Consider the following 19,596-nt stretch of genomic DNA (forward strand, 5'->3'; position numbering starts at 1 on the left):
TGTTATTTATTGTTCCTCTAGCGTTATTTTTTATGTAATGATGCCGTTATTTTTGTCATCGATTTTAAATCCTTTATGAGGAGTTACCATATTTCAAAACATAGTTCTTTTTATGCCATTGGCCTAAGCTACAAAAAAGCGGATGCCGAGGTTCGGGGAAAATTCAGTTTGGATGTCCCTGCCATAGATAGAATCATGCTCCAAGCCAAAGCATTGGGCATTGATGGTCTTTTGGCCATCTCCACTTGTAATCGTACCGAACTTTATGGTTTTGCCCAACACCCTTTTCAATTGATAAAAATGCTCTGCGATGAAACCCAGGGCAGTGTTGAGGAATTTCAAGAAGTGGCCTATGTTTATAAAAACCATGATGCCATTTCCCATATGTTTAAGGTGGGCACTGGTCTTGACAGCCAGATTTTAGGGGATTTTGAAATCATAAGCCAGATAAAACAAGGTTTTTATCGTGCCAAAAAACACAAAATGGCAAATCCGTTTTTGGAACGTCTTTGCAATTCGGTGATCCAGGCAAGTAAGCGTATCAAAAATGAAACGGAATTATCCTCAGGTGCTACCTCGGTTGCCTTTGCTTCCGTGAAATATATTTTGGATAATGTTTCAGACATTTCTGAAAAGAACATTTTGCTTTTTGGAACTGGAAAAATTGGGAGAAACACTTGTGAGAATCTCGTAAAGCACTCGAACAACTCGCACATAACACTCATCAACAGAACACGGGAAAAAGCGGAAGATGTCGCTGGTAAGTTCCACCTTACCGTTAAGGATTATGGCGATCTTCAAACGGAGATTCGAAAGACCGATATCCTTGTGGTGGCTACGGGGGCACAATTGCCCACGGTTTCCAAAGCACTGATCTATTCCAAAAAACCATTGTTGATCCTTGATCTATCTGTTCCCAAAAATGTTTCGGATGATGTATTGGAATTGGACAATGTTTCTTTGGTACACTTGGATCAGCTTTCCAGAATAACCGATGACACTTTGGCCAAAAGAAAGGAATTTGTTCCCAAAGCCGAAGCAATCATCGAGCAAGTGAAAAAGGATTTCCTTAAATGGCTGGAGACTCGAAAGTTTGCTCCTGTCATCAACGCCTTGAAAGAAAAATTAAAGACCATGAAGGCTGAGGAAATTGATTTTCAGTCCAAAAAATTATCGGATTTCAACGAAAATCAAGCTGAAGTAATTTCCGAGCGCATCATTCAAAAAATCACCAAACAATTTGCAAACCATTTAAAGAGTTCAGAAGTCGATACAGAAGATAGTTTGGCACTTATCCAAAAAGTGTTTCAATTAGAAATCGATTCTCAATGAGCAAAATCATAAGAATCGGTACCCGCGATAGCGAATTGGCATTGTGGCAGGCACATACGGTGCAGCACAAATTGGAGGAATTGGGTTATGACACCACTTTGATTCCCATAAAATCTACAGGAGATCAGGTCCTTGACAAACCGCTTTATGACCTTGGCATTACCGGAATCTTTACCAAAACATTGGATGTTGCCATGCTCAAAGGGCAAATTGATATTGCCGTGCACTCCATGAAAGATGTACCCACACAATTGCCAAAGGGTATTGTTCAGGTTGCCGTTTTGGAACGTGCGATTACCCACGATATTCTTGTGCACAAAGGATTGGATTTTCTGGAATCGGAAGAACCTTCAACCATTGCTACGGGTAGCCTGCGCCGAAAAGCCCAGTGGTTGCATAAATATCCGCATCATCAGGTGGTAGATTTAAGGGGGAACGTAAATACCCGTCTTTTAAAGCTTATTGAGAACGATTGGAGCGGAGCCATTTTTGCCCAAGCTGGACTACAACGGATAAAATTGCTTCCAAAGGATGCTTTGGTGCTTGACTGGATGGTTCCAGCACCTGCACAAGGTGCTATGGTAGTGGTAGCCCAAGAAAGCGATGACTTTTCAAAAGAAGCGTTACAAAAATTGAATCATCCTGATTCCGAAATTGCCACGGGCATTGAGCGGGAATTTTTAAGAACCCTTGAAGGCGGTTGTACTGCACCCATTGGGGCCTTAGCACAAATTAAAGACCAATCGGTTTATTTTGAAGGGATCCTGTTTTCGCTTGATGGCAAAGAAAAAGTCAGTATTGAAAAGAATATTCCTCTATCCAACGCCAAAGGTTTTGGACAAGCTTGTGCCAAAGAAGTCTTGGAAAAAGGTGGAGATAAATTGATGGAAGCCCTACGAAATGAAAACAGTGCTCTCCACTAAAATACTGACTCCTTCCCAAAAAGAATTATTACTGAATTCTGGAATTGGTTTTGTGGAGTACAACGCTCTTGAATTTGAATTCTTGGATGTTGAAATTCCAACGGATTGTTCAAGTCTCATTTTCACCAGCAAAAATGCAGTAAAGGCATTTCTTAGACGATCTGATGAATCCAACTTTCTGAACTTGCATACTTATTGCGTTGGAGAAAAGACTAAATCATTTTTGGAAGAAAAAGGCTTAAACATCGTAAAAATGGCTCATAATGCATCAGAATTGGGTGATTTTCTAGTAAAAAACCATAAAAATGAAGATTTTTTGTTTTTCTCCGGAAATCAAAGAAGACCCGAATTGCCTGAGTTGTTAGAAAAAAATAACATTCGGTATAAAGAGATTCAAATGTACAACACCCATCTAAGACCTAAAAAATTCAATCGAATTTTTGATGGAGTCCTTTTCTTTAGCCCTAGTGGTATTCGAAGCTATCTACTGGAAAACGAAATTAAACAAAGCTTGTCCTTTTGCATTGGACCAACAACGTCCACCGAGGCTAAAAAACATACTGATCAAATCATAATAGCTAACAAGCCAACGGTGGAAAACGTGTTGGTGCAAGTCATAAAACATTTTAAACAACATGATTAAAAACGACTTATTCCTAAGGGCTCTAAAAGGTGAAACTGTGGACAGACCACCGGTATGGATGATGCGTCAAGCTGGGCGTTATCTTCCCGAGTTTATGGCGCTAAAAGAAAAATACGACTTCTTTACCCGTTGCCAAACCCCAGAATTGGCCTCTGAAATTACGGTTCAACCCATTCGTAGATATGGTATGGATGCCGCCATTTTGTTCAGTGATATTTTAGTCATCCCTCAAGCTATGGACATTGAAGTGCAAATGAAACCAAACTTTGGTCCCTATTTGCCTAATCCAATCCACTCAGCAAAGGATTTGGAAAAGGTTGTTGTTCCGGATATTCAAGACTCGTTGGGTTATGTGTTGGATGCAATCGTTCAGACCAAAGAAAAACTGGAAGACGAAATTCCACTAATTGGATTTGCAGGATCTCCATGGACCATTTTATGTTACTGCGTTGAAGGCCAGGGAAGCAAAAGTTTCGATAAGGCCAGAGGATTTTGTTTCACGCAACCTGAAGCTGCACATCAGTTGCTTCAAAAAATAACGGATACGACCATCGCCTATTTAAAAGCGAAGGTGAAGGCGGGTGTCAATGCCGTTCAGGTATTTGATTCTTGGGGAGGTATGCTTTCACCACAGGATTATCAGGAGTTTTCTTGGAAATACATTCAACAAATTGTTGATGCCTTAAAAGACGAAGCGCCGGTAATTGTATTTGGAAAGGGTTGTTGGTTCGCATTACGGGAAATGGCCCAATCGGGAGCTTCTGCAGTTGGTGTAGATTGGACCTGTTCTCCAAAAAATGCACGCTATCTAACGGGCGGAAACATCACGTTGCAAGGAAATTTTGATCCTGCAAGGTTGCTCTCTCCTCCTTCAGAAATTAAAAGAATGGTCACTCAAATGATTCGCGAATTTGGAAAGGATAAATATGTTGTGAACTTGGGACATGGAATTCTACCCCATATTCCTTTGGAAAATGCGAAAGCATTTATTGATGCGGTAAAAGAATACACCGAATAGATTTTAAAAGTTTTGATGCAAATCGAATTTGACAACTACAGCGTAAGTCTCATCCAAGAAAAAGATGCTTGGCGCATGTGCGACTTTGTGGTTTCCAATGAAGAAAGGCTGAAAGCTTATTTTCCCAAAACCCTTGAACAAAATCTTAACCCAACACTGTCAAAGTTTTTTGTCGCAAAAATGACCAAGAAAATTGTAGCCCGTGAAGAATTCCTTTTTACCATAAAGGAAAACAGCAACAGGACTATAATTGGGTTTATCTATGTAAAAGAACTGGATAAAGAGAAAAAAACAGGTGAGTTGGCATATTGTTTGGGCTACCAATATGAGGGAAAAAGGATAATGACGGCCAGCATTAAAAATTTAATCCCTTGGTGTTTTAATGACGCTAAATTAGAAACCCTTCAAATCATAGTGCACAATAGCAACATGGGCAGTAAAAAAATTGCGGAGAACAATGGATTTCAATGGAAACAAACTTTATTGGAAGAACACACCACCGGCAATGGTGAAATTTTGGACATGGAATTGTACGAACTCCAAAACCTCGCCTTGCAATCATGAATGTGCTACAAACACTGAAAAGGATAAGCTTAAAAAGTTTTTGGACTTTGGCAAAGCTATGCCTAAGATTTCCGCTTTTTATTTTTCCGACACTATCTGCCACAAAGCAATGCATGTCAACTTCAACTGAAATTTATGGTCGATTACATTACAAAAATGGACCTGCCAATGCGTTTAGACATGCTTTTTGGAACTATTTGATTGCCAAAAAATGTTATCGTTGGCGAAAAAATGTAGATTCAGTTTTGATGTGGTCCAAGAAAATTACGGATTGGCATGAAAATGCATTTCCCAATCGTGAATTGGCCAAAAAGATGGATTTGCATAACAATGAAGTTGGACGTTTCATTTTTAAGGAACACTTTTCAAAACTGGAAAATCAGGTAGTTGATATTTTGAGAGAAATGACTTCAAATGCGGTTAAAATAAACATTCAAACCGATTTTACTCTAACAAAAAACCAATTGGTTTATATAATTGAGGACGAATGAAAGACAAATTTTATAATTACATACAACAACTCCAAGACACCATTACCAGCAAATTGGAAGAAGTAGATGGAGTAGCCAAATTTCAACAAGATTTATGGAAACGACCAGAAGGTGGTGGTGGAAGAACCCGGGTTATCGAAAATGGAGCAGTCTTTGAAAAAGGCGGAGTGAATATCTCTGCCGTGCACGGTGCACTTCCCCAAAGTATGCAAAACTATTTTGGAGTAAAAGATGCCGATTTTTTTGCCTGCGGATTGAGTTTGGTCATTCACCCAAAAAGTCCAATGGTCCCAACAGTCCATGCCAATTGGCGATATTTTGAAATGTATGACAAAGAGGGAAACATTGTAGATCAATGGTTTGGAGGAGGTCAGGATTTGACTCCCTACTATCTTTATGAAGAAGATGCAAAACACTTTCATTCCGTTTGCAAAATGGCCTGTGATGCCCATAATCCAGAATTTTATCCCAACTATAAAAAACGCTGTGATGAATATTTTTGGAACAGCCATAGGGATGAAGCCAGAGGTTTAGGTGGACTGTTCTTTGATTATTGCAAAGCAACCGAACAAACATCCATGGAAGATTGGTTCAACTTCGTCACTGAGGTTGGAAACAGTTTTTTGGAAGCATATATACCAATCGTTCTGAAAAGAAAAGACCTAGCCTATACCCAAAAACAAAGGGATTGGCAAGAAATTAGACGTGGCAGGTACGTAGAATTCAATCTGGTGCATGACAAAGGCACCTTGTTCGGCCTAAAAACCAACGGCCGTATTGAAAGCATCTTAATGAGCCTTCCCCCACATGTGCAATGGCACTATGATCATCATCCGGAAGAAGGAAGTGAAGAAGACAAATTGATTAAAGTACTTCAAGAGCCTAAAGATTGGGTGTGAAAATAGCCTACAGTTAACAGTAAATAGCAAAAACCGCAATGGTTGATTATAGAAATTATAAAGTCTGGCAAAAAGCTCATCTTTTGGTCATTGAGGTGTATCAAATGACAGATACCTTTCCAAAAAAGGAGCAATTTGGCTTGGTTTCCCAAATAAATAGAGCGGTTGTTTCCATTCCAACAAACATTGCCGAGGGTTGCGGTAGGGAAACCCAAAAAGAGCTTATTCGATTTCTGTATATTTCTTCTGGTTCGGCTCACGAATTGGAATATCTTGTTATGCTCTCAAAAGAACTTAACTTTATCAACCAAGAGCATTTTAATATGCTGTCACCTAAAATTGAAGAAATAAAAAAGATGTTGGCTTCCTTAATCAACAAAATAAAACAAGACTTATAACTTTTAACTGTAAGCTGTCAACTCAAAATGAAACAAAAAATATATCAAATAGATGCTTTTACAGACCATGTGTTTGGAGGTAATCCGGCCGCAGTTTGTATTTTGGAAAATTGGCTCGATTCAGATGTCATGCAAAAAATTGCACAAGAAAACAATCTCGCTGAAACAGCTTTTGCCGTAAAAAATGCTGAGGGTTATGAACTTCGTTGGTTCACTCCGGAGGTTGAAGTGGATTTATGCGGTCATGCCACCTTGGCAACTGCCTATGTACTTTTCAGCTATTACAATGTTTCCGAAAACACAATCAAATTCCATTCGCCTCGAAGTGGTGAGCTTACAGTGGATAAATCGTCTGATGGACTACTGACTTTGGACTTTCCAACAGATGAAACCATCGCCATTCGAAACATTGCAGAAATTGATAATGCCATTGGGCTTACTCCCATAAAAACCATCAAAGGAAAAACGGACTATCTGCTGATTTATAATTCTCAAGAAGAAATTGAGGCGATAACCCCCAATTTCCATTTACTAGATCAATTGGATTGTAGAGGGGTCATTGTATCTGCCCCCGGAGAAAAAGTTGATTTTGTTTCTCGATTTTTTGCTCCGCAATGTGGCATTCCCGAAGATCCAGTAACCGGTTCCGCACATACAACCTTAGCGCCATATTGGGCCAGTGCTTTGGGGAAAACCAAAATGACGGCCAAGCAACTTTCGCAACGCGGTGGGGATTTGATTTGTGAGTTTTTAGGCGAGCGGGTCAAAATTTCCGGAAAGGCCATGCCCTACCTCATTGGGGAAATAGAAATCTGATCTAGAGAAATGAAAAAGCTGCGATTAGAATACTCATCCCTTTTACAAGGCGAATTTTCCGCCGGAAAGCGAAACTTGTTGTTCACTTTTCAGGTGAATTGCCCCGGATGTTTTTTCTATGGTTTCCCTTCAGTAAATACTTTGTTTAACAAGTACAGCGAGCAAATCAATTTTCTGGGGTTGTCTACCGCTTTTGAAGATTTTCAATTCAACACTTTGGAAAACACTAAACTGTTATTGGATGAAAAAAAGCTTGTTGGCGAAACTAAAAAGGCTTTTGATGCACATCCTGACGAGCTCCAACTTTCTGATATTGATTTTCCCATTGCAATGGATGTTTTGAGGGATAAAACATTCATCACACAAGAAAATATCACCTACATTGGGAGTCGTTTTGCAAATTATGATCAGGCTTCAGCAATAGAACGCGAACAATTTGACCATAAAATCAGGGATTATCTGAACACGAATCCTATAATCCCCGTTACTTTTACATTGAATCAATTTCGAGGGACACCCACCTTTGTGCTTTTTGATAATGAACATACAATTCTTGAGCACTGGTTTGGACATAAACCTTACGAAGAAGTAGAACATATTATTAAAAATTGGCTTTAAATCTCCTTTCAAATGTTTCCATTAATACGAAATAGAAGACTCCGCTCATCCGAATCCATAAGACGATTGGTTCGTGAAACCATCGTCACCCCTGATGATTTTTTGGTTCCACTTTTTGTGGTTGAGGGTAAGGGCATCAAAGAAGAAATTCCATCCATGCCCAATTACTATCGTTTGAGTCTGGACAATCTTGAAAAAGAAACGAAAGAACTTTGGCAAATGGGCCTTTGTGCCGTTTTACTTTTTGTGAAGGTTCCAGACAACCTCAAAGACAACAAAGGAACCGAGGCATTGAATCCAGATGGATTGATGCAGCGAGCCATTAAAACCGTGAAAAATGCCTGTCCCGAGATGTTAGTCATGACCGATGTTGCGCTTGACCCTTTTTCCTCTTACGGACATGATGGTATTGTTGCCGAAGGGCAAATTCTAAACGATGAAACTTCAGAAATCTTGGCCGAAATGAGTGTTTCCCATGCCCAAGCTGGAGCTGATTTTGTAGCCCCAAGCGATATGATGGACGGACGCATTTTGACCATTCGCGAAGCATTGGAAGATGAAGGCTTCCAAAATACCGGAATCATGAGTTACTCTGCCAAATATGCCAGTGCTTTTTACGGTCCTTTCAGAGATGCATTGGATTCCGCTCCTGTGGACATAGCCAATGTGCCCAAGGACAAAAAAACCTACCAGATGGACTTTGCCAACCGTTTTGAGGCCATTCGAGAAACTCAAATGGACATCGACGAAGGCGCCGATATTGTAATGGTAAAACCTGGTCTGGCCTATTTGGATATTGTTCGAGAAATCAAAAACGAAGTCGATGTTCCTGTGGCCGTTTACCAAGTTTCAGGCGAATATGCCATGCTCAAAGCTGCCGCTGAAAAAGGATGGCTTGATCATGATCGTGTGATGCTAGAGCAATTGGTTGCCATTAAAAGAGCTGGGGCCAATATCATTGCCAGTTATTTTGCCAAGGATTTTATTCGGGTTTTAGGTTAACTTTATAAAATACTATTGTTCAAAATGTCACCTCGAGTAATGTCATCCTGAGCTTGTCGAAGGAGGAGTTGAAAAATCTTTAGGAGTTTCATTTTGTGTGGGTCTTGGCTTACCCTTTTGTATTTACATGACGGTAATATTATGTGATTAAAAAATGATTGTAGACAATATAGAACTTGTGGCCCTTTTCGTTGTTTTATTCTTAGGAATCCCCATTGCAAGTATCTCATATAAAAACGGATTGTTTAAATCTTTTAGATTCATCAAACTAGTCAATACGATTAACAAGTCTCTTAAACACCAAGGTATTATAGGGCTTCTTTTAATATTGCTCTCTTGGATATGGTCTTGGATTGACTTAAAGTACGATGGACTAATAGTCGGAACTACCTATACTTATCTAGTAATTGGATTTTTCATTTATTTACCAGCATTACTTCTTTTAAATTTTATAAAATTTATTTTGATTAAAAATTTGAAAGAAAAGTAAATTCCAAATAGTAATTTATTAGTCTATAAACATGCTCAAAATTCAAACAAGTAGTCGTTTAATTGTCATATACAACCATCTAAGTTAAATGAAAAGGTCGATCCAATTTCTATTGCTCTTTTGTATTGTGCATTCTACTCTTGCGCAATCTAGTTCGGAACCTCCCATTCCCTTAAAAATGGAAATTGATAAAGTCTACCTCAATAATCAGGTTGATTCCATAATGACTTTGGGCATCCAAGAGCAAGCATTTCCAGGAGCACAGGTATTGGTTGCCAAAGACAACAAGGTCATTTTTCATAAGGCATATGGGTATCATACTTACGACAGTGTTCAACCTGTTGGTTTGGATGATATCTATGATCTGGCCTCTGTAACAAAGATTACAGGTCCATTACCAGCGCTCATGAAACTTGTGGATGAAAAAAAGCTGGATTTGGATGCTCCTTTTAGCACCTATTGGAAACCATGGGCCAAAAGAAAGGGCAAAAAAGACCTCACGTTACGACAGATTCTGAGCCATCAAGCTGGTTTGGTCCCCTATATTATTTTTTTGGAAAAAGTGATGAAAAATGGGAAAATCAAAAAGAGATTCATCAGGAAAAAGCCAAATAAAAGATTTAAGAGACAGGCTTACGATGGCCTTTATGTGAAAAATCACTTTCAGCGAAAAATGTATCGCATTATCAACCGCTCAGAGGTATCTCCAGAAAAAAAATACAGATACTCGGGGCTTACATTCCTCATTTTTCCCGAATTGATCGCTCAATTGACCGGAACCGATTACGAAACCTATCTAAAAGAAACCATCTACAACCCTATAGGGTGTAAAACCTTAGGGTTTAACCCTTCAAAAAAGAATTTTCCAAATAAAATTGTTCCAGCAGAACAAGATACTTTGTTCAGAAAAACATTGGTACAAGGATGGGTGCACGACGAAAATGCCTCGCTTTTGGGAGGGGTTTCTGGAAATGCTGGCCTGTTTGCTACAGCTGAAGATATGGCCAAAATCATGCTGTTCTATCAAAACTATGGTGAAGTGGATGACAAGCAGATCATCTCAGCTGAAACGGTCAAAGAATTTACCACTATCCAATATCCTCAAAATGAAAATCGAAGAGGGCTGGGTTTTGATAAACCATTGATTGGAAATGACACGCTTACATTAAAAGATGCTTATCCAGCACCTTTGGCAAGCAAAACAAGCTTTGGACATGCTGGTTTTACTGGCACTTTTGCATGGGCAGACCCGGAAAACCAATTGGTATTTATTTTCCTATCCAACAGGGTATATCCGTCAAGAGATCACCGAAAGCTCTACGAATTGAATATACGCGCAGCATTGCATCAAGTTTTTTATCACGCCTTGGTCAATTCGCAAGAGTAGAATTCGTCCGTAATCATTACCTTAGTACAACTAGATAAAACACATGGGCTTACTCCTTTTTTACGCATTCATTTCCATTTTCTTTTCATTTCTCTGCTCCATTTTGGAAGCCGTTCTGTTGAGCATTACCCCAACATTTATCAATGTTAAAAAACAGGAGGGCAAGGAATATGCAACTTTGCTCGAGGGCTTAAAAAAAGATGTGGACAAACCCCTAATCGCTATTCTCACCCTAAATACCATTGCTCATACTGTTGGTGCCATTTTGGTCGGTGTGCAGGCAAAGGTCGCTTATGCGGATATTTATGGAACAACGACCCGGAGTTTGTTTGGAATTGAGTTTACAGAAGATTTAATGGTGGGTGTGGTTTCTACCATAATGACCATTCTAATTTTGGTTGCTTCAGAAATCATTCCGAAAACCATAGGGGCCACGTATTGGAAACAGTTGGCCAACTTTACGGCCAAGGCCCTAAAGCTGATGGTATTTATCCTGAAATGGACCGCATTGCTCTGGATATTACAATTATTTACCAAGCTCATAGGTAAAAAGGGGCATCATGGAAGTGTATTGAGCAGAGAAGATTTTACCGCTATGACGGAAATCGCTCATGAAGAAGGGGTTTTTCAAGAATCGGAATCCAAAGTCATTAAAAATCTTTTAAAGTTTGACGAAATCTTGGCCAAGGATGTCATGACGCCAAGAACAGTAATGAAAACTGCATCGGAAGACACAACCATACAAGAATTCTTTGAGGCAAACAGACCGCTCCGGTTCTCAAGGATTCCGCTATATAAAAATAGCATGGACAACATCACAGGATTTTTTCTCAAGGACGAGTTATTGGAGGCCATCATCAACAAAAAAGGAAAAGAAACCCTAAACACCATAAAAAGGGAAATTTTGGTCACCAACCGAAACAAACCCATTCCTGAGCTTTTTGAAAAATTTGTGGCCGAGCGGGAGCATGTTTCCCTGGTTGTGGATGAATATGGTTCGGTAAGTGGCCTAGTAACCATGGAAGATGTTATCGAAACTCTGCTCGGATTGGAGATCATGGATGAAAGCGACAATGTTGAAGACCTTCAAAAGCTAGCCAGAAAGAACTGGGAAACCCGAGCCAAGCGTATTGGAATTATTGAAGTTAAAAATGATATGAAATAGTGGAACTAGCTTATTTACAAACACCTATAGGTTTAGCTGAATTTGAAGGTGATGAAAATGGGCTGTCCGCAGTACGAGTTTTGGACCAAGAAAAACCTATTGGTATAATTCCTGAGGCTTTAGAAGATGCTGTTTATCAATTTCAGGAATATTTTGAAGGGAAACGCGAGAATTTTGACCTAAAATTGAATCCTTCAGGAACTGATTTTCAAAAAAATGTATGGAAATTACTACAAGAAATTCCCTTTGGCAAAACAGTTTCGTATCTTGAGCTTTCCAAAAAATTGGGAGACCCCAAAGCCATTCGTGCAGTAGCCTCAGCCAATGGTAAAAACCCCCTTTGGATTATAGTGCCCTGTCACAGGGTTATTGGAAGCAATGGAGACCTTGTTGGTTATGCTGGAGGACTTCATCGCAAAAAATGGCTTTTGGAACACGAGAGTCCAGCAAAACAGATGGCTCTCTTTTAATATTTGACCATGCTTTATAAACTTAACCTGGAACATATCCTCTTTTTGGATATTGAAACTGTGCCCCAAAAACAAAATTTTTCGGATTTAGATGAAAACACCCAAATGCTTTGGGAACAAAAATCCCAATACCAACGCAAAGATGAAATCACTGCAGAGGATTTTTACGAGCGAGCTGGAATTTGGGCAGAATTTGGGAAGATTATCTGCATTTCGGTGGGTTATTTTACCTTTAAAGGGGATATTCGAAATTTTAGGGTCACTTCTTTTTCAGGTGGGGAGCAGCAGTTATTGAAACAGTTCAAACAATTGCTCAAAGAGCATTTTAGCCAGGCAAAGCATCTGTTGTGTGCCCATAATGGGAAAGAATTTGATTTTCCCTATATCGCGAGACGAATGGTGATAAATGGTATGAACCTTCCCTATAAATTAGACCTTTTCGGGAAAAAACCCTGGGAGGTTCCCCATTTGGATACCATGGAATTATGGAAATTTGGCGATTACAAACACTATACTTCCTTAAAACTGTTAGCCCATATTTTAGGAATTCCCTCTCCAAAAGAAGATATGGATGGCAGTATGGTAAAAGATGTTTTCTATGAAGAAAACGATTTGGAGCGAATTGTTTCCTATTGCGAATTGGATGTTGTCACCACGGCACAGGTTTTCTTGCGTTTGCGAAACGAGGATCTACTATTGGAAAAAGAAATAATAAAAATATAATGGACAAAACCGCACTACTGGGAATCACTCCCGTACTCCCCTCGCAAGATATTGACAGAGATGTGGACTGGCATTCAAAGTATACAGGCTTTGAGGTATATTCAAACGATAAAATGTATGCTTGCCTCAAAAGGGATAACTTGTTTATCCATCTTCAGTGGCATGCCGATACAAAAGATGATCCATTGTTGGGAGGTTCGGTGATAAAAATCTTTGTGAAAAACATTGAACCAATTTTCAATGAATTTGTACAACGAGGCACAGTAGCCAAAGACAAACTAAGGCTGAATACGCCGTGGCGCACTCATGAATTTGGATTCTACGACCTAAACAACAATGCCATTTTTATTGTAGAAGATGCTTAGGCAGTAACCATAAAAGTTTAGCTGAAAAACTTCGTGTCCTCAACTTTGTTGAGACAACGCCTTCTGATTTATGGTTTTTTATAAAGACCATTTCTAATTTTTATAAAATTTGGTGCTTTTTATTCCCGCATAATCCTGCACTACCAAAACATATAAACCTGATGCCAAGCTTGACACATTGATGGAAGCCGTTGCTTCTCCACTTTTAATGGTATTCCCGGATGTGGTTATAATGGAATACGCTGCATCTGTTGAAAGTTTTGCATCCAAAGTGAGCCATTCTGTTGCTGGATTAGGATATACTGAAATTTGCAATTCCTCACTCGCTGAAAAAGTCTCGTATGTAAAAATTTCGGTTCCCACTCCTTTAAATACAAACTGAATTTCCTCTGAAAAGTCAGACGCAACATTCTCCGTACAAATAGTTCTTATCCTTGCCTGATAGGTAGCTCCAATGGTCAAGTTGGTCATTTCAAATTTATTCTCCCAGATTAATTCATTCTTCCACTCGGTACTGTTCACTTCTTTATATTGAATTTCAAAAAGTGTATCAGCAGCCTCTGACCAAGAAACCGTAGCCTTAGTTTCATCTGCCGAAAGCAATTCAAATCCAGAAGGTGCTTCAGCGGTACAACCAGTAACTTTCGCCCCAGAAACCAACAATGAAAAATCTTGAAGCCCATTTTTCAACCCTCCTTTATGTGTAACCGTTATGGTGTAGGTTCCCTTGGCACTGGCAATCTCAATGCGTTCGTATGGATCTACTGAATTATCTCCCTTGGTTGCTGCCGAAGCTGCTTTGGCAGGGTTCAATTTCCATGGAAGAAACGTTTCTCCATCTTTGGTAATCCTGATATCCAAATCGTTGATCAATGCCGGAGTGATACTGTTCAATTCTCCTCTATTGATATATTCACCCTCTGGGTCGGTCCAAGAAATAGACGCCATTAGACTCCCTAGTCCATCGGCATCAACGGTAACGGAAAATGTATCCCCCTCTGCAAGACTTTCCTCTTGTACCATAGTACTATACCCTTTGTTTTGTAACAACTCCGCAGCAGTTTTGGCATTCATTACACCCCATCCCATTTTATAATCGGGTCCGTTTGCATCAACATCATCTGCAGTGTGCAAGGCCAACCCCTTTAAGGTGGCCGCTTTCATATAAATTCCATAAAGTTCGTTGTGATATTGCTGCAACAACAAAAGGGACCCCGTAACACCTGGGGCCGCCATGGACGTTCCAGCAGAGGAATCATAGCTTGTGTTGGTTTGGGAACTTGTGGAAAATATGGAGGAACCATCTCCTGCCAAATCGGGTTTTATCCTTCCGTCGTCAACAGGGCCCAAACTGCTGTAGCTTGCAACTTGTGCCTCCTGTAATTCCCCCTTATTTCCAATTTTGGTATTGGCTCCCGCAATGGTAAGCCCATTTTTTGATAACGAAAATCCCAACAGCAAGTCAAAACCATCCGCTGTTTTACCAAAGTTGGGCGTATCGTTATCAAATGATCTTTGGGCATTACCAGCCGCGGTCACCATTAAATAATAAGGGGCATTGTACATGATTTTGTCCCAATCTTGGGAAACTCGTATGTAGGAACCAAAATACCAATCTGGTACGCGGTCCGATTTTATTCCGTAGGAATGATTGCTCAATAACAATCCGTTTGCAGCTGCTTCGGCTACCTCAATTTTATCACGGGTCCAATTATGGGTTATTGCCTCAGCACCATAAGCAACTCCTTTTGCATTGGCTTTTACGCCGGACGAGATAAGATTTCCAGTGACCAAAGTAGCATGTTGTCCTATTTTATCTGTATTATCACCATTTTTCGCCCTTGAATCAAATTCTTGATGTGTGGTCAAGGCAACTCCTGCATCCCAAACACCAACCTGCATTCCTTTTCCATCCAACCCCAGATCCAAAAGCCCATCGGTGTACAACGTATGTGCTCTTGAGGTTTGCCTGGTAGGGTCGTTAAGCGTAGTATAAAAAAGAGGAGTGCCATCAGGTCCAATGTCTTGCAATTCCACAATGGTTCCATCTTTTTGTTTTTCGGAATGCTTCCAATTTTTGGAAGCAAGCATACTTTTAATTTTGGCCCCTTTGGATTCATGCTCCAATTTAAGTTCAGAAATTAAAGAAGCTATCTTACTCTGATCGTATGTGGATTGTATGGATTTCTTTTGAACTTCGGATTGTGCAAAAGCCGAATATATGCTTAAAAAAGAAAATAGTAAGGACGAAAAAATTCCTGTTGCCCAAGTAGGTTCTCTGCAATCCATGATTTATGATTAAGTAAGATTTGGACTACAAAAATATCAATGAATCAAAATTTGTCGATAAAAAACCCTTTTATTTCGATGAATTACACCGCTTTCGACGACGAGCTGTTGTGAAACTGTATTTTTATGTTGTGTAGTATTTTTCTTTCTTTAATAAATCTACAATAATATGAATTCCCAATGTCAGATAGAACTCGATTGAGAGGAAAACACATATGATAACACACCTTCCAAAAGCACTTCGACAGGCTCAGTATGACATTAATATCAATTTGTGAAATTCGTGTCAAACCTTTCACCTTTTAACCAACACCCACAATTATTTATTCTCCTTTAAAATCACATAGACCGGGAAGTGATCACTGTACCCTCCCAGGTACTTTTTCCCAACAAAAGTTCTAAACGGATTGCCTCTGTACCTACCTTTCCATTCCTTCAAAAATTGAGGCGAAAACACTTCTGCCTTTTTAAAACTATGAGTGCCATTTTCATAATTCAGAAAGCTATGGGAAACCAAAATCTGGTCAAACAAACTCCACTCACCCTTGTAATTGGCACTTCCTGAATTGGGCGACAACAGTTTTTGCATGGGATTTATAAACAACCCTGTTTCCATCAATTTTTGAATGCTTGCTGAATTGGGGTCATCGTTAAAATCACCCATTATGATACAGTTTAGGTTTCCGCCTTCAATGGTGTTCAATTTTTCAATGATGGTCTCTGCTGCTTTTATTCTTTTATATTCGGTTTCATCGGCCCCATCCCTTCGGGATGGCCAATGGTTTACAAAAACATGTATTTCCTCTTGGTGCAATTGTCCATGTACATAAAGAATATCCCTTGTATAGTCTCTATCTCCATTACCGTTGTCAATCAGCAAAGGGATGGTCTCCGAGTTTAAGACTTTAAAATGTTGCTGGTGATAAATAAGAGCTGTATCAATTCCGCGCTCATCAGGTGAATCAAAATGGACATAGTCATATGCCTCTTCCCGCAATGCCTTTGCCCCCAACAAAGCATTGATGACATTTTTGTTCTCCACTTCAGCGATTCCGATAAGAACAGGTAAAGTATCACTATCCTCCACCCCTATCTGCGAGATGGCCTTGGCCATTTTCTTTACCTTCTTTCCAAATTTACGTTCGTTCCAGGCCTTTCTCCCTTCGGGAGTAAAATCATCATCCAAAGTGTGTGGATCATTCTTGGTGTCAAAAAAATTCTCAAGATTATAGAAAGCTACGGTATATTGGTTTTCCAGATGCTTCAATGTGAGGAGGTTTACGGTTATCCTTATAAATATAAACCCCAAAGTACAAAAACAGCTTCGTAAACATTGTTTAGATTTGCACTTTAATAAAAAAGTGTTTCTCGCAGCGAGCTGCGAGTTTCCATATAAATGTCATTCCCGCGTGCTCACTGAGCTAAGTTGAAGTGAAAGCGGGAATCTAAATAACAGCGTTTTGTTTTCAACATTTAGGCCATCACAAAAGTTCATGAAGTTTTTGATGAATCGCCTCAATGTAAAGTTGGATGCATAAAACTCTTATTATTTCGGTTCGATGCTAGAGAAGAAAGTTACAAATTATGAAAAGGCAGTGCTCATTGGTGTAATCAACAAAGAGCAAAACGAGCATAAGGTCAAGGAATATTTAGACGAATTGGAATTTCTTACCTATACGGCAGGAGGTGAAGTTACCAACCGTTTTACACAGCGTATGGATGTACCCAATCCCAAAACCTATATTGGAAGCGGTAAAATGGAAGAGGTTCAGAAATATGTAAAGGAGAACGAGATAGGCTCCGTTATTTTTGACGATGAACTTTCGCCTGCGCAGCAGAACAACATTGAAAAAATGCTTCGCTGCAAAATACTGGACAGAACCAGTTTGATTCTTGACATTTTTGCGCAACGTGCCAAAACCAGTTATGCCCGTACACAGGTAGAACTAGCACAATACGAATACCTTTTACCTCGATTAACAGGTCTTTGGACACACTTGGAGCGACAACGTGGGGGTATTGGAATGCGTGGACCGGGTGAAACGGAAATTGAAACGGATAGGCGGATTGTTCGAGATAGGATTGCTCTTTTAAAAAAGAAGCTCACCAAAATTGACCGACAAATGGAAACTCAACGTGGAAACCGTGGGGCTTTGGTGCGGGTTGCTTTGGTAGGATATACCAATGTTGGTAAATCGACCTTGATGAATGTGATCAGCAAGAGTGATGTCTTTGCGGAGAACAAGCTTTTTGCCACCTTGGATACCACCGTACGGAAAGTGGTGATTGGCAACCTTCCTTTTTTGTTGAGCGACACGGTTGGTTTTATCCGAAAATTGCCCACACAATTGGTAGAGAGTTTTAAAAGTACTTTGGACGAAGTTCGCGAAGCGGACCTGCTGCTTCATGTGGTGGATATTTCGCATCCCAATTTTGAGGAACACATTGCCTCGGTGAACAAAATCTTGGATGAAATTAAAAGCGCCGATAAAAAGACCATTATGGTCTTTAACAAGATCGATCAATATAAAGCCGAGATTATTGAAGAGGATGATTTGGTAACGGAACGGACCCAAGCTCACTTTACATTAGAAGAATGGAAAAAAACCTGGTATAACAAAATTGGTGACCGTGCACTTTTCATCTCGGCCTTGAACAAAGAGAATCTGGACGATTTTAGAAAACGGGTCTACGATGAAGTACGCGATATTCATGTTACCAGATTCCCCTACAATAACTTTTTGTACCCTGAACACCTTGATCAATATTAAAGGGCTTTAGACCATGTGTTTTAGTTTCCCGACGAAATACAATCGTTAACATTTTCCACCACATTTTTTTAATAGTTCACAACAAAAATTTAGGCTCTAACAACAGAAAAACTACTTTCATACTGTTTTTAAGTGTTACTGTTACAACCGAGTCTTCTATAAACTTAACCTACTTATATCTTGGTTTTGAACAACACCTACAAATCGTATTAACCCCACAAAAAAGCCCTCCAATTGGAGGGCTTTTTTGGTTATTGGAAAAGCTTGTTTAGAACGAATAGCTCAACCCAAGTGTCCAATACGTTTGTAGTTCATTATCAATGGTGTCAAATGTAGCAGTGGGATCCGGCGTTGGGGCATTGTTCACTATATAATTGAGTGTTTCTTGCTTGTTGTTCCGTAATCCAAAATCAAACCCAACACCAATTACTTTCCATAAGGTATAGGCAAAAGAATTGGTCCAAGTCCAATTGCTCAAATCCCCACTTTCGTAACTCTGGAACATGGACAGATTACTTTTAAAACTTATAGCACCTATTTGTTTGGTATAGTCAGCTACAATTTTTGCTCCCAAAGACGAATTAAAAATGGTATCCTCATCGCTAAAAACAAAATTATAATTGAGTGGGTGAATCACCACTACTAAGTCAGTTATAGGGGTCCAAGTACCCCCGATACCCACGTCCAAATATCCAGGATCGTTAAAGTTGCTCAAGATGGTAGTTCGGTATTCCCCAAGAGTAGAGATGGCAAACTTGTCGCTCAATTTGTATCCATAAAGTGAGGAAATATTGAACACATCTGTTGACTCTCTAAAACCGTCATCGTCATTGGGGTCGTCCTTATCATCCAATTTCACCCAATTTAAATTGATGTTCATGGCATTCCTCCAAAAGAATTTTTCTTCTTGTTGATTGGCAAATGCATTCACTGTGAATCCAATGGTTCCAGAATTATTATTGGGAATCCCTTGAGAGAACCAATTGTTAAAGTTTGAAAGGCTTCCGCCAATGGTTCCAAAAGCACCTACCTTCCACCCAGGAAGGGCGTCCAATTGGGCCTGTAGCGCATCAACACGACCCTGAATGGCGGCAATGGAATCTTTTTTAGGGGCAATCTGGGCCTTTAGTTCCTCTTCTGTTTGTGCATGTGCAGTTACCAGCAAAAAAAATGCAGCACTAGCATAAAGTAGTTTTTTCATAGTATGGAGTTTTGTGTTTAGAAACGCAAAA

The 19,596-nt window shown here is 39.7% G+C and carries 20 protein-coding genes; 17 read left to right on the top strand and 3 right to left on the bottom strand.

The genetic code is table 11. From position 1 onward, the window contains the following. Nucleotides 1–75: 75 nt before the first annotated feature. The 16 genes from hemA (at nucleotide 76) to ACOQO1_RS13305 (ending at nucleotide 13,304) form a co-directional block, all read left to right on the top strand. Nucleotides 76–1,332, top strand: coding sequence for a glutamyl-tRNA reductase (gene hemA, locus ACOQO1_RS13230; RefSeq protein ID WP_420603356.1), 1,257 nt, complete (start codon nucleotides 76–78; stop codon nucleotides 1,330–1,332). Beyond that, nucleotides 1,329–2,255, top strand: coding sequence for a hydroxymethylbilane synthase (gene hemC / locus ACOQO1_RS13235; RefSeq protein WP_420603357.1), 927 nt, complete (start codon nucleotides 1,329–1,331; stop codon nucleotides 2,253–2,255). Before hemA ends, hemC begins: the two co-directional genes overlap by 4 nt. Continuing rightward, entirely contained in the window at nucleotides 2,233–2,898 is a 666-nt protein-coding gene (locus tag ACOQO1_RS13240) for a uroporphyrinogen-III synthase (RefSeq protein WP_420603358.1), read from the top strand. The genes hemC and ACOQO1_RS13240 overlap by 23 nt, the downstream gene beginning before the upstream one ends. Further along, nucleotides 2,891–3,916, top strand: a complete 1,026-nt coding sequence (gene hemE, locus ACOQO1_RS13245) for a uroporphyrinogen decarboxylase (protein ID WP_420603359.1) — start codon at nucleotides 2,891–2,893, stop codon at nucleotides 3,914–3,916. Before ACOQO1_RS13240 ends, hemE begins: the two co-directional genes overlap by 8 nt. 15 nt (nucleotides 3,917–3,931) lie before the next feature. After that, entirely contained in the window at nucleotides 3,932–4,480 is a 549-nt protein-coding gene (locus ACOQO1_RS13250; protein ID WP_420603360.1) for a GNAT family N-acetyltransferase, read from the top strand. Next, nucleotides 4,477–4,971 (top strand): DUF6973 domain-containing protein, encoded by a 495-nt coding sequence (locus tag ACOQO1_RS13255; RefSeq protein ID WP_420603361.1) that lies wholly within the window; start codon nucleotides 4,477–4,479, stop codon nucleotides 4,969–4,971. The genes ACOQO1_RS13250 and ACOQO1_RS13255 overlap by 4 nt, the downstream gene beginning before the upstream one ends. After that, complete coding sequence (hemF, locus tag ACOQO1_RS13260; RefSeq protein ID WP_420603362.1) at nucleotides 4,968–5,870, top strand: oxygen-dependent coproporphyrinogen oxidase; 903 nt, start codon at nucleotides 4,968–4,970, stop codon at nucleotides 5,868–5,870. Before ACOQO1_RS13255 ends, hemF begins: the two co-directional genes overlap by 4 nt. Nucleotides 5,871–5,908: 38 nt before the next feature. After that, complete coding sequence (locus tag ACOQO1_RS13265; protein WP_420603363.1) at nucleotides 5,909–6,268, top strand: four helix bundle protein; 360 nt, start codon at nucleotides 5,909–5,911, stop codon at nucleotides 6,266–6,268. Between the two features lie 27 nt (nucleotides 6,269–6,295). Next, nucleotides 6,296–7,084 carry a PhzF family phenazine biosynthesis protein gene (locus tag ACOQO1_RS13270; RefSeq protein ID WP_420603364.1) on the top strand — a complete coding sequence of 263 codons (789 nt, stop codon included), beginning with the start codon at nucleotides 6,296–6,298 and terminating at the stop codon, nucleotides 7,082–7,084. Nucleotides 7,085–7,093: 9 nt separating this feature from the next. Continuing rightward, complete coding sequence (locus ACOQO1_RS13275) at nucleotides 7,094–7,702, top strand: hypothetical protein (RefSeq protein WP_420603365.1); 609 nt, start codon at nucleotides 7,094–7,096, stop codon at nucleotides 7,700–7,702. Between the two features lie 12 nt (nucleotides 7,703–7,714). Beyond that, nucleotides 7,715–8,704 carry a porphobilinogen synthase gene (hemB, locus tag ACOQO1_RS13280; RefSeq protein ID WP_420603366.1) on the top strand — a complete coding sequence of 330 codons (990 nt, stop codon included), beginning with the start codon at nucleotides 7,715–7,717 and terminating at the stop codon, nucleotides 8,702–8,704. A gap of 578 nt (nucleotides 8,705–9,282) precedes the next feature. Further along, nucleotides 9,283–10,581 carry a serine hydrolase domain-containing protein gene (locus ACOQO1_RS13285; RefSeq protein WP_420603367.1) on the top strand — a complete coding sequence of 433 codons (1,299 nt, stop codon included), beginning with the start codon at nucleotides 9,283–9,285 and terminating at the stop codon, nucleotides 10,579–10,581. Nucleotides 10,582–10,624: 43 nt separating this feature from the next. Further along, nucleotides 10,625–11,746 carry a CNNM domain-containing protein gene (locus ACOQO1_RS13290; RefSeq protein WP_420603368.1) on the top strand — a complete coding sequence of 374 codons (1,122 nt, stop codon included), beginning with the start codon at nucleotides 10,625–10,627 and terminating at the stop codon, nucleotides 11,744–11,746. Next, entirely contained in the window at nucleotides 11,746–12,216 is a 471-nt protein-coding gene (locus ACOQO1_RS13295) for a methylated-DNA--[protein]-cysteine S-methyltransferase (RefSeq protein ID WP_420603369.1), read from the top strand. The genes ACOQO1_RS13290 and ACOQO1_RS13295 overlap by 1 nt, the downstream gene beginning before the upstream one ends. 9 nt (nucleotides 12,217–12,225) lie before the next feature. Next, on the top strand, nucleotides 12,226–12,939 hold the full coding sequence (locus ACOQO1_RS13300; RefSeq protein WP_420603370.1) for a 3'-5' exonuclease: 714 nt from the start codon (nucleotides 12,226–12,228) through the stop codon (nucleotides 12,937–12,939). Continuing rightward, nucleotides 12,939–13,304 (top strand): glyoxalase/bleomycin resistance/extradiol dioxygenase family protein, encoded by a 366-nt coding sequence (locus ACOQO1_RS13305; protein ID WP_420603371.1) that lies wholly within the window; start codon nucleotides 12,939–12,941, stop codon nucleotides 13,302–13,304. The genes ACOQO1_RS13300 and ACOQO1_RS13305 overlap by 1 nt, the downstream gene beginning before the upstream one ends. Nucleotides 13,305–13,397: 93 nt before the next feature. On the opposite strand, the gene ACOQO1_RS13310 is transcribed toward ACOQO1_RS13305, so the two are convergent. Together ACOQO1_RS13310 and ACOQO1_RS13315 are read right to left on the bottom strand one after the other, a co-directional pair. After that, the gene (locus ACOQO1_RS13310) at nucleotides 13,398–15,593 is read right to left on the bottom strand and encodes a S8 family serine peptidase (protein ID WP_420603372.1); all 2,196 of its coding nucleotides are present in this window, start codon (nucleotides 15,591–15,593) and stop codon (nucleotides 13,398–13,400) included. Between the two features lie 319 nt (nucleotides 15,594–15,912). Next, a complete protein-coding gene (locus tag ACOQO1_RS13315) occupies nucleotides 15,913–16,860 on the bottom strand; it encodes an endonuclease/exonuclease/phosphatase family protein (protein WP_420603373.1) in 948 nt (315 codons plus the stop codon). Nucleotides 16,861–17,152: 292 nt separating this feature from the next. Here ACOQO1_RS13315 and hflX point away from each other — a divergent pair, with 292 nt between their 5' ends. Continuing rightward, nucleotides 17,153–18,364 (top strand): GTPase HflX, encoded by a 1,212-nt coding sequence (gene hflX / locus ACOQO1_RS13320; protein WP_420603374.1) that lies wholly within the window; start codon nucleotides 17,153–17,155, stop codon nucleotides 18,362–18,364. Nucleotides 18,365–18,632: 268 nt separating this feature from the next. Here the strand turns inward: hflX and ACOQO1_RS13325 are convergent, their stop codons facing one another. Next, on the bottom strand, nucleotides 18,633–19,565 hold the full coding sequence (locus ACOQO1_RS13325) for a DUF3078 domain-containing protein (RefSeq protein ID WP_420603375.1): 933 nt from the start codon (nucleotides 19,563–19,565) through the stop codon (nucleotides 18,633–18,635). Nucleotides 19,566–19,596: the final 31 nt, after the last annotated feature.

This window comes from Flagellimonas sp. (assembly GCF_965222555.1).
GTDB lineage: Bacteria > Bacteroidota > Bacteroidia > Flavobacteriales > Flavobacteriaceae > Flagellimonas.

Bases quoted from the DNA above. Each gene is read 5' to 3' on its own strand.
- hemA (WP_420603356.1), top strand. From the start codon at position 76: ATGAGGAGTTACCATATTTCAAAACATAGTTCTTTTTATGCCATTGGC.
- hemC (WP_420603357.1), top strand. From the start codon at position 1,329: ATGAGCAAAATCATAAGAATCGGTACCCGCGATAGCGAATTGGCATTG.
- ACOQO1_RS13240 (WP_420603358.1), top strand. From the start codon at position 2,233: ATGAAAACAGTGCTCTCCACTAAAATACTGACTCCTTCCCAAAAAGAA.
- hemE (WP_420603359.1), top strand. From the start codon at position 2,891: ATGATTAAAAACGACTTATTCCTAAGGGCTCTAAAAGGTGAAACTGTG.
- ACOQO1_RS13250 (WP_420603360.1), top strand. From the start codon at position 3,932: ATGCAAATCGAATTTGACAACTACAGCGTAAGTCTCATCCAAGAAAAA.
- ACOQO1_RS13255 (WP_420603361.1), top strand. From the start codon at position 4,477: ATGAATGTGCTACAAACACTGAAAAGGATAAGCTTAAAAAGTTTTTGG.
- hemF (WP_420603362.1), top strand. From the start codon at position 4,968: ATGAAAGACAAATTTTATAATTACATACAACAACTCCAAGACACCATT.
- ACOQO1_RS13265 (WP_420603363.1), top strand. From the start codon at position 5,909: ATGGTTGATTATAGAAATTATAAAGTCTGGCAAAAAGCTCATCTTTTG.
- ACOQO1_RS13270 (WP_420603364.1), top strand. From the start codon at position 6,296: ATGAAACAAAAAATATATCAAATAGATGCTTTTACAGACCATGTGTTT.
- ACOQO1_RS13275 (WP_420603365.1), top strand. From the start codon at position 7,094: ATGAAAAAGCTGCGATTAGAATACTCATCCCTTTTACAAGGCGAATTT.
- hemB (WP_420603366.1), top strand. From the start codon at position 7,715: ATGTTTCCATTAATACGAAATAGAAGACTCCGCTCATCCGAATCCATA.
- ACOQO1_RS13285 (WP_420603367.1), top strand. From the start codon at position 9,283: ATGAAAAGGTCGATCCAATTTCTATTGCTCTTTTGTATTGTGCATTCT.
- ACOQO1_RS13290 (WP_420603368.1), top strand. From the start codon at position 10,625: ATGGGCTTACTCCTTTTTTACGCATTCATTTCCATTTTCTTTTCATTT.
- ACOQO1_RS13300 (WP_420603370.1), top strand. From the start codon at position 12,226: ATGCTTTATAAACTTAACCTGGAACATATCCTCTTTTTGGATATTGAA.
- ACOQO1_RS13305 (WP_420603371.1), top strand. From the start codon at position 12,939: ATGGACAAAACCGCACTACTGGGAATCACTCCCGTACTCCCCTCGCAA.
- ACOQO1_RS13310 (WP_420603372.1), bottom strand. From the start codon at position 15,593: ATGGATTGCAGAGAACCTACTTGGGCAACAGGAATTTTTTCGTCCTTA.
- hflX (WP_420603374.1), top strand. From the start codon at position 17,153: ATGCTAGAGAAGAAAGTTACAAATTATGAAAAGGCAGTGCTCATTGGT.
- ACOQO1_RS13325 (WP_420603375.1), bottom strand. From the start codon at position 19,565: ATGAAAAAACTACTTTATGCTAGTGCTGCATTTTTTTTGCTGGTAACT.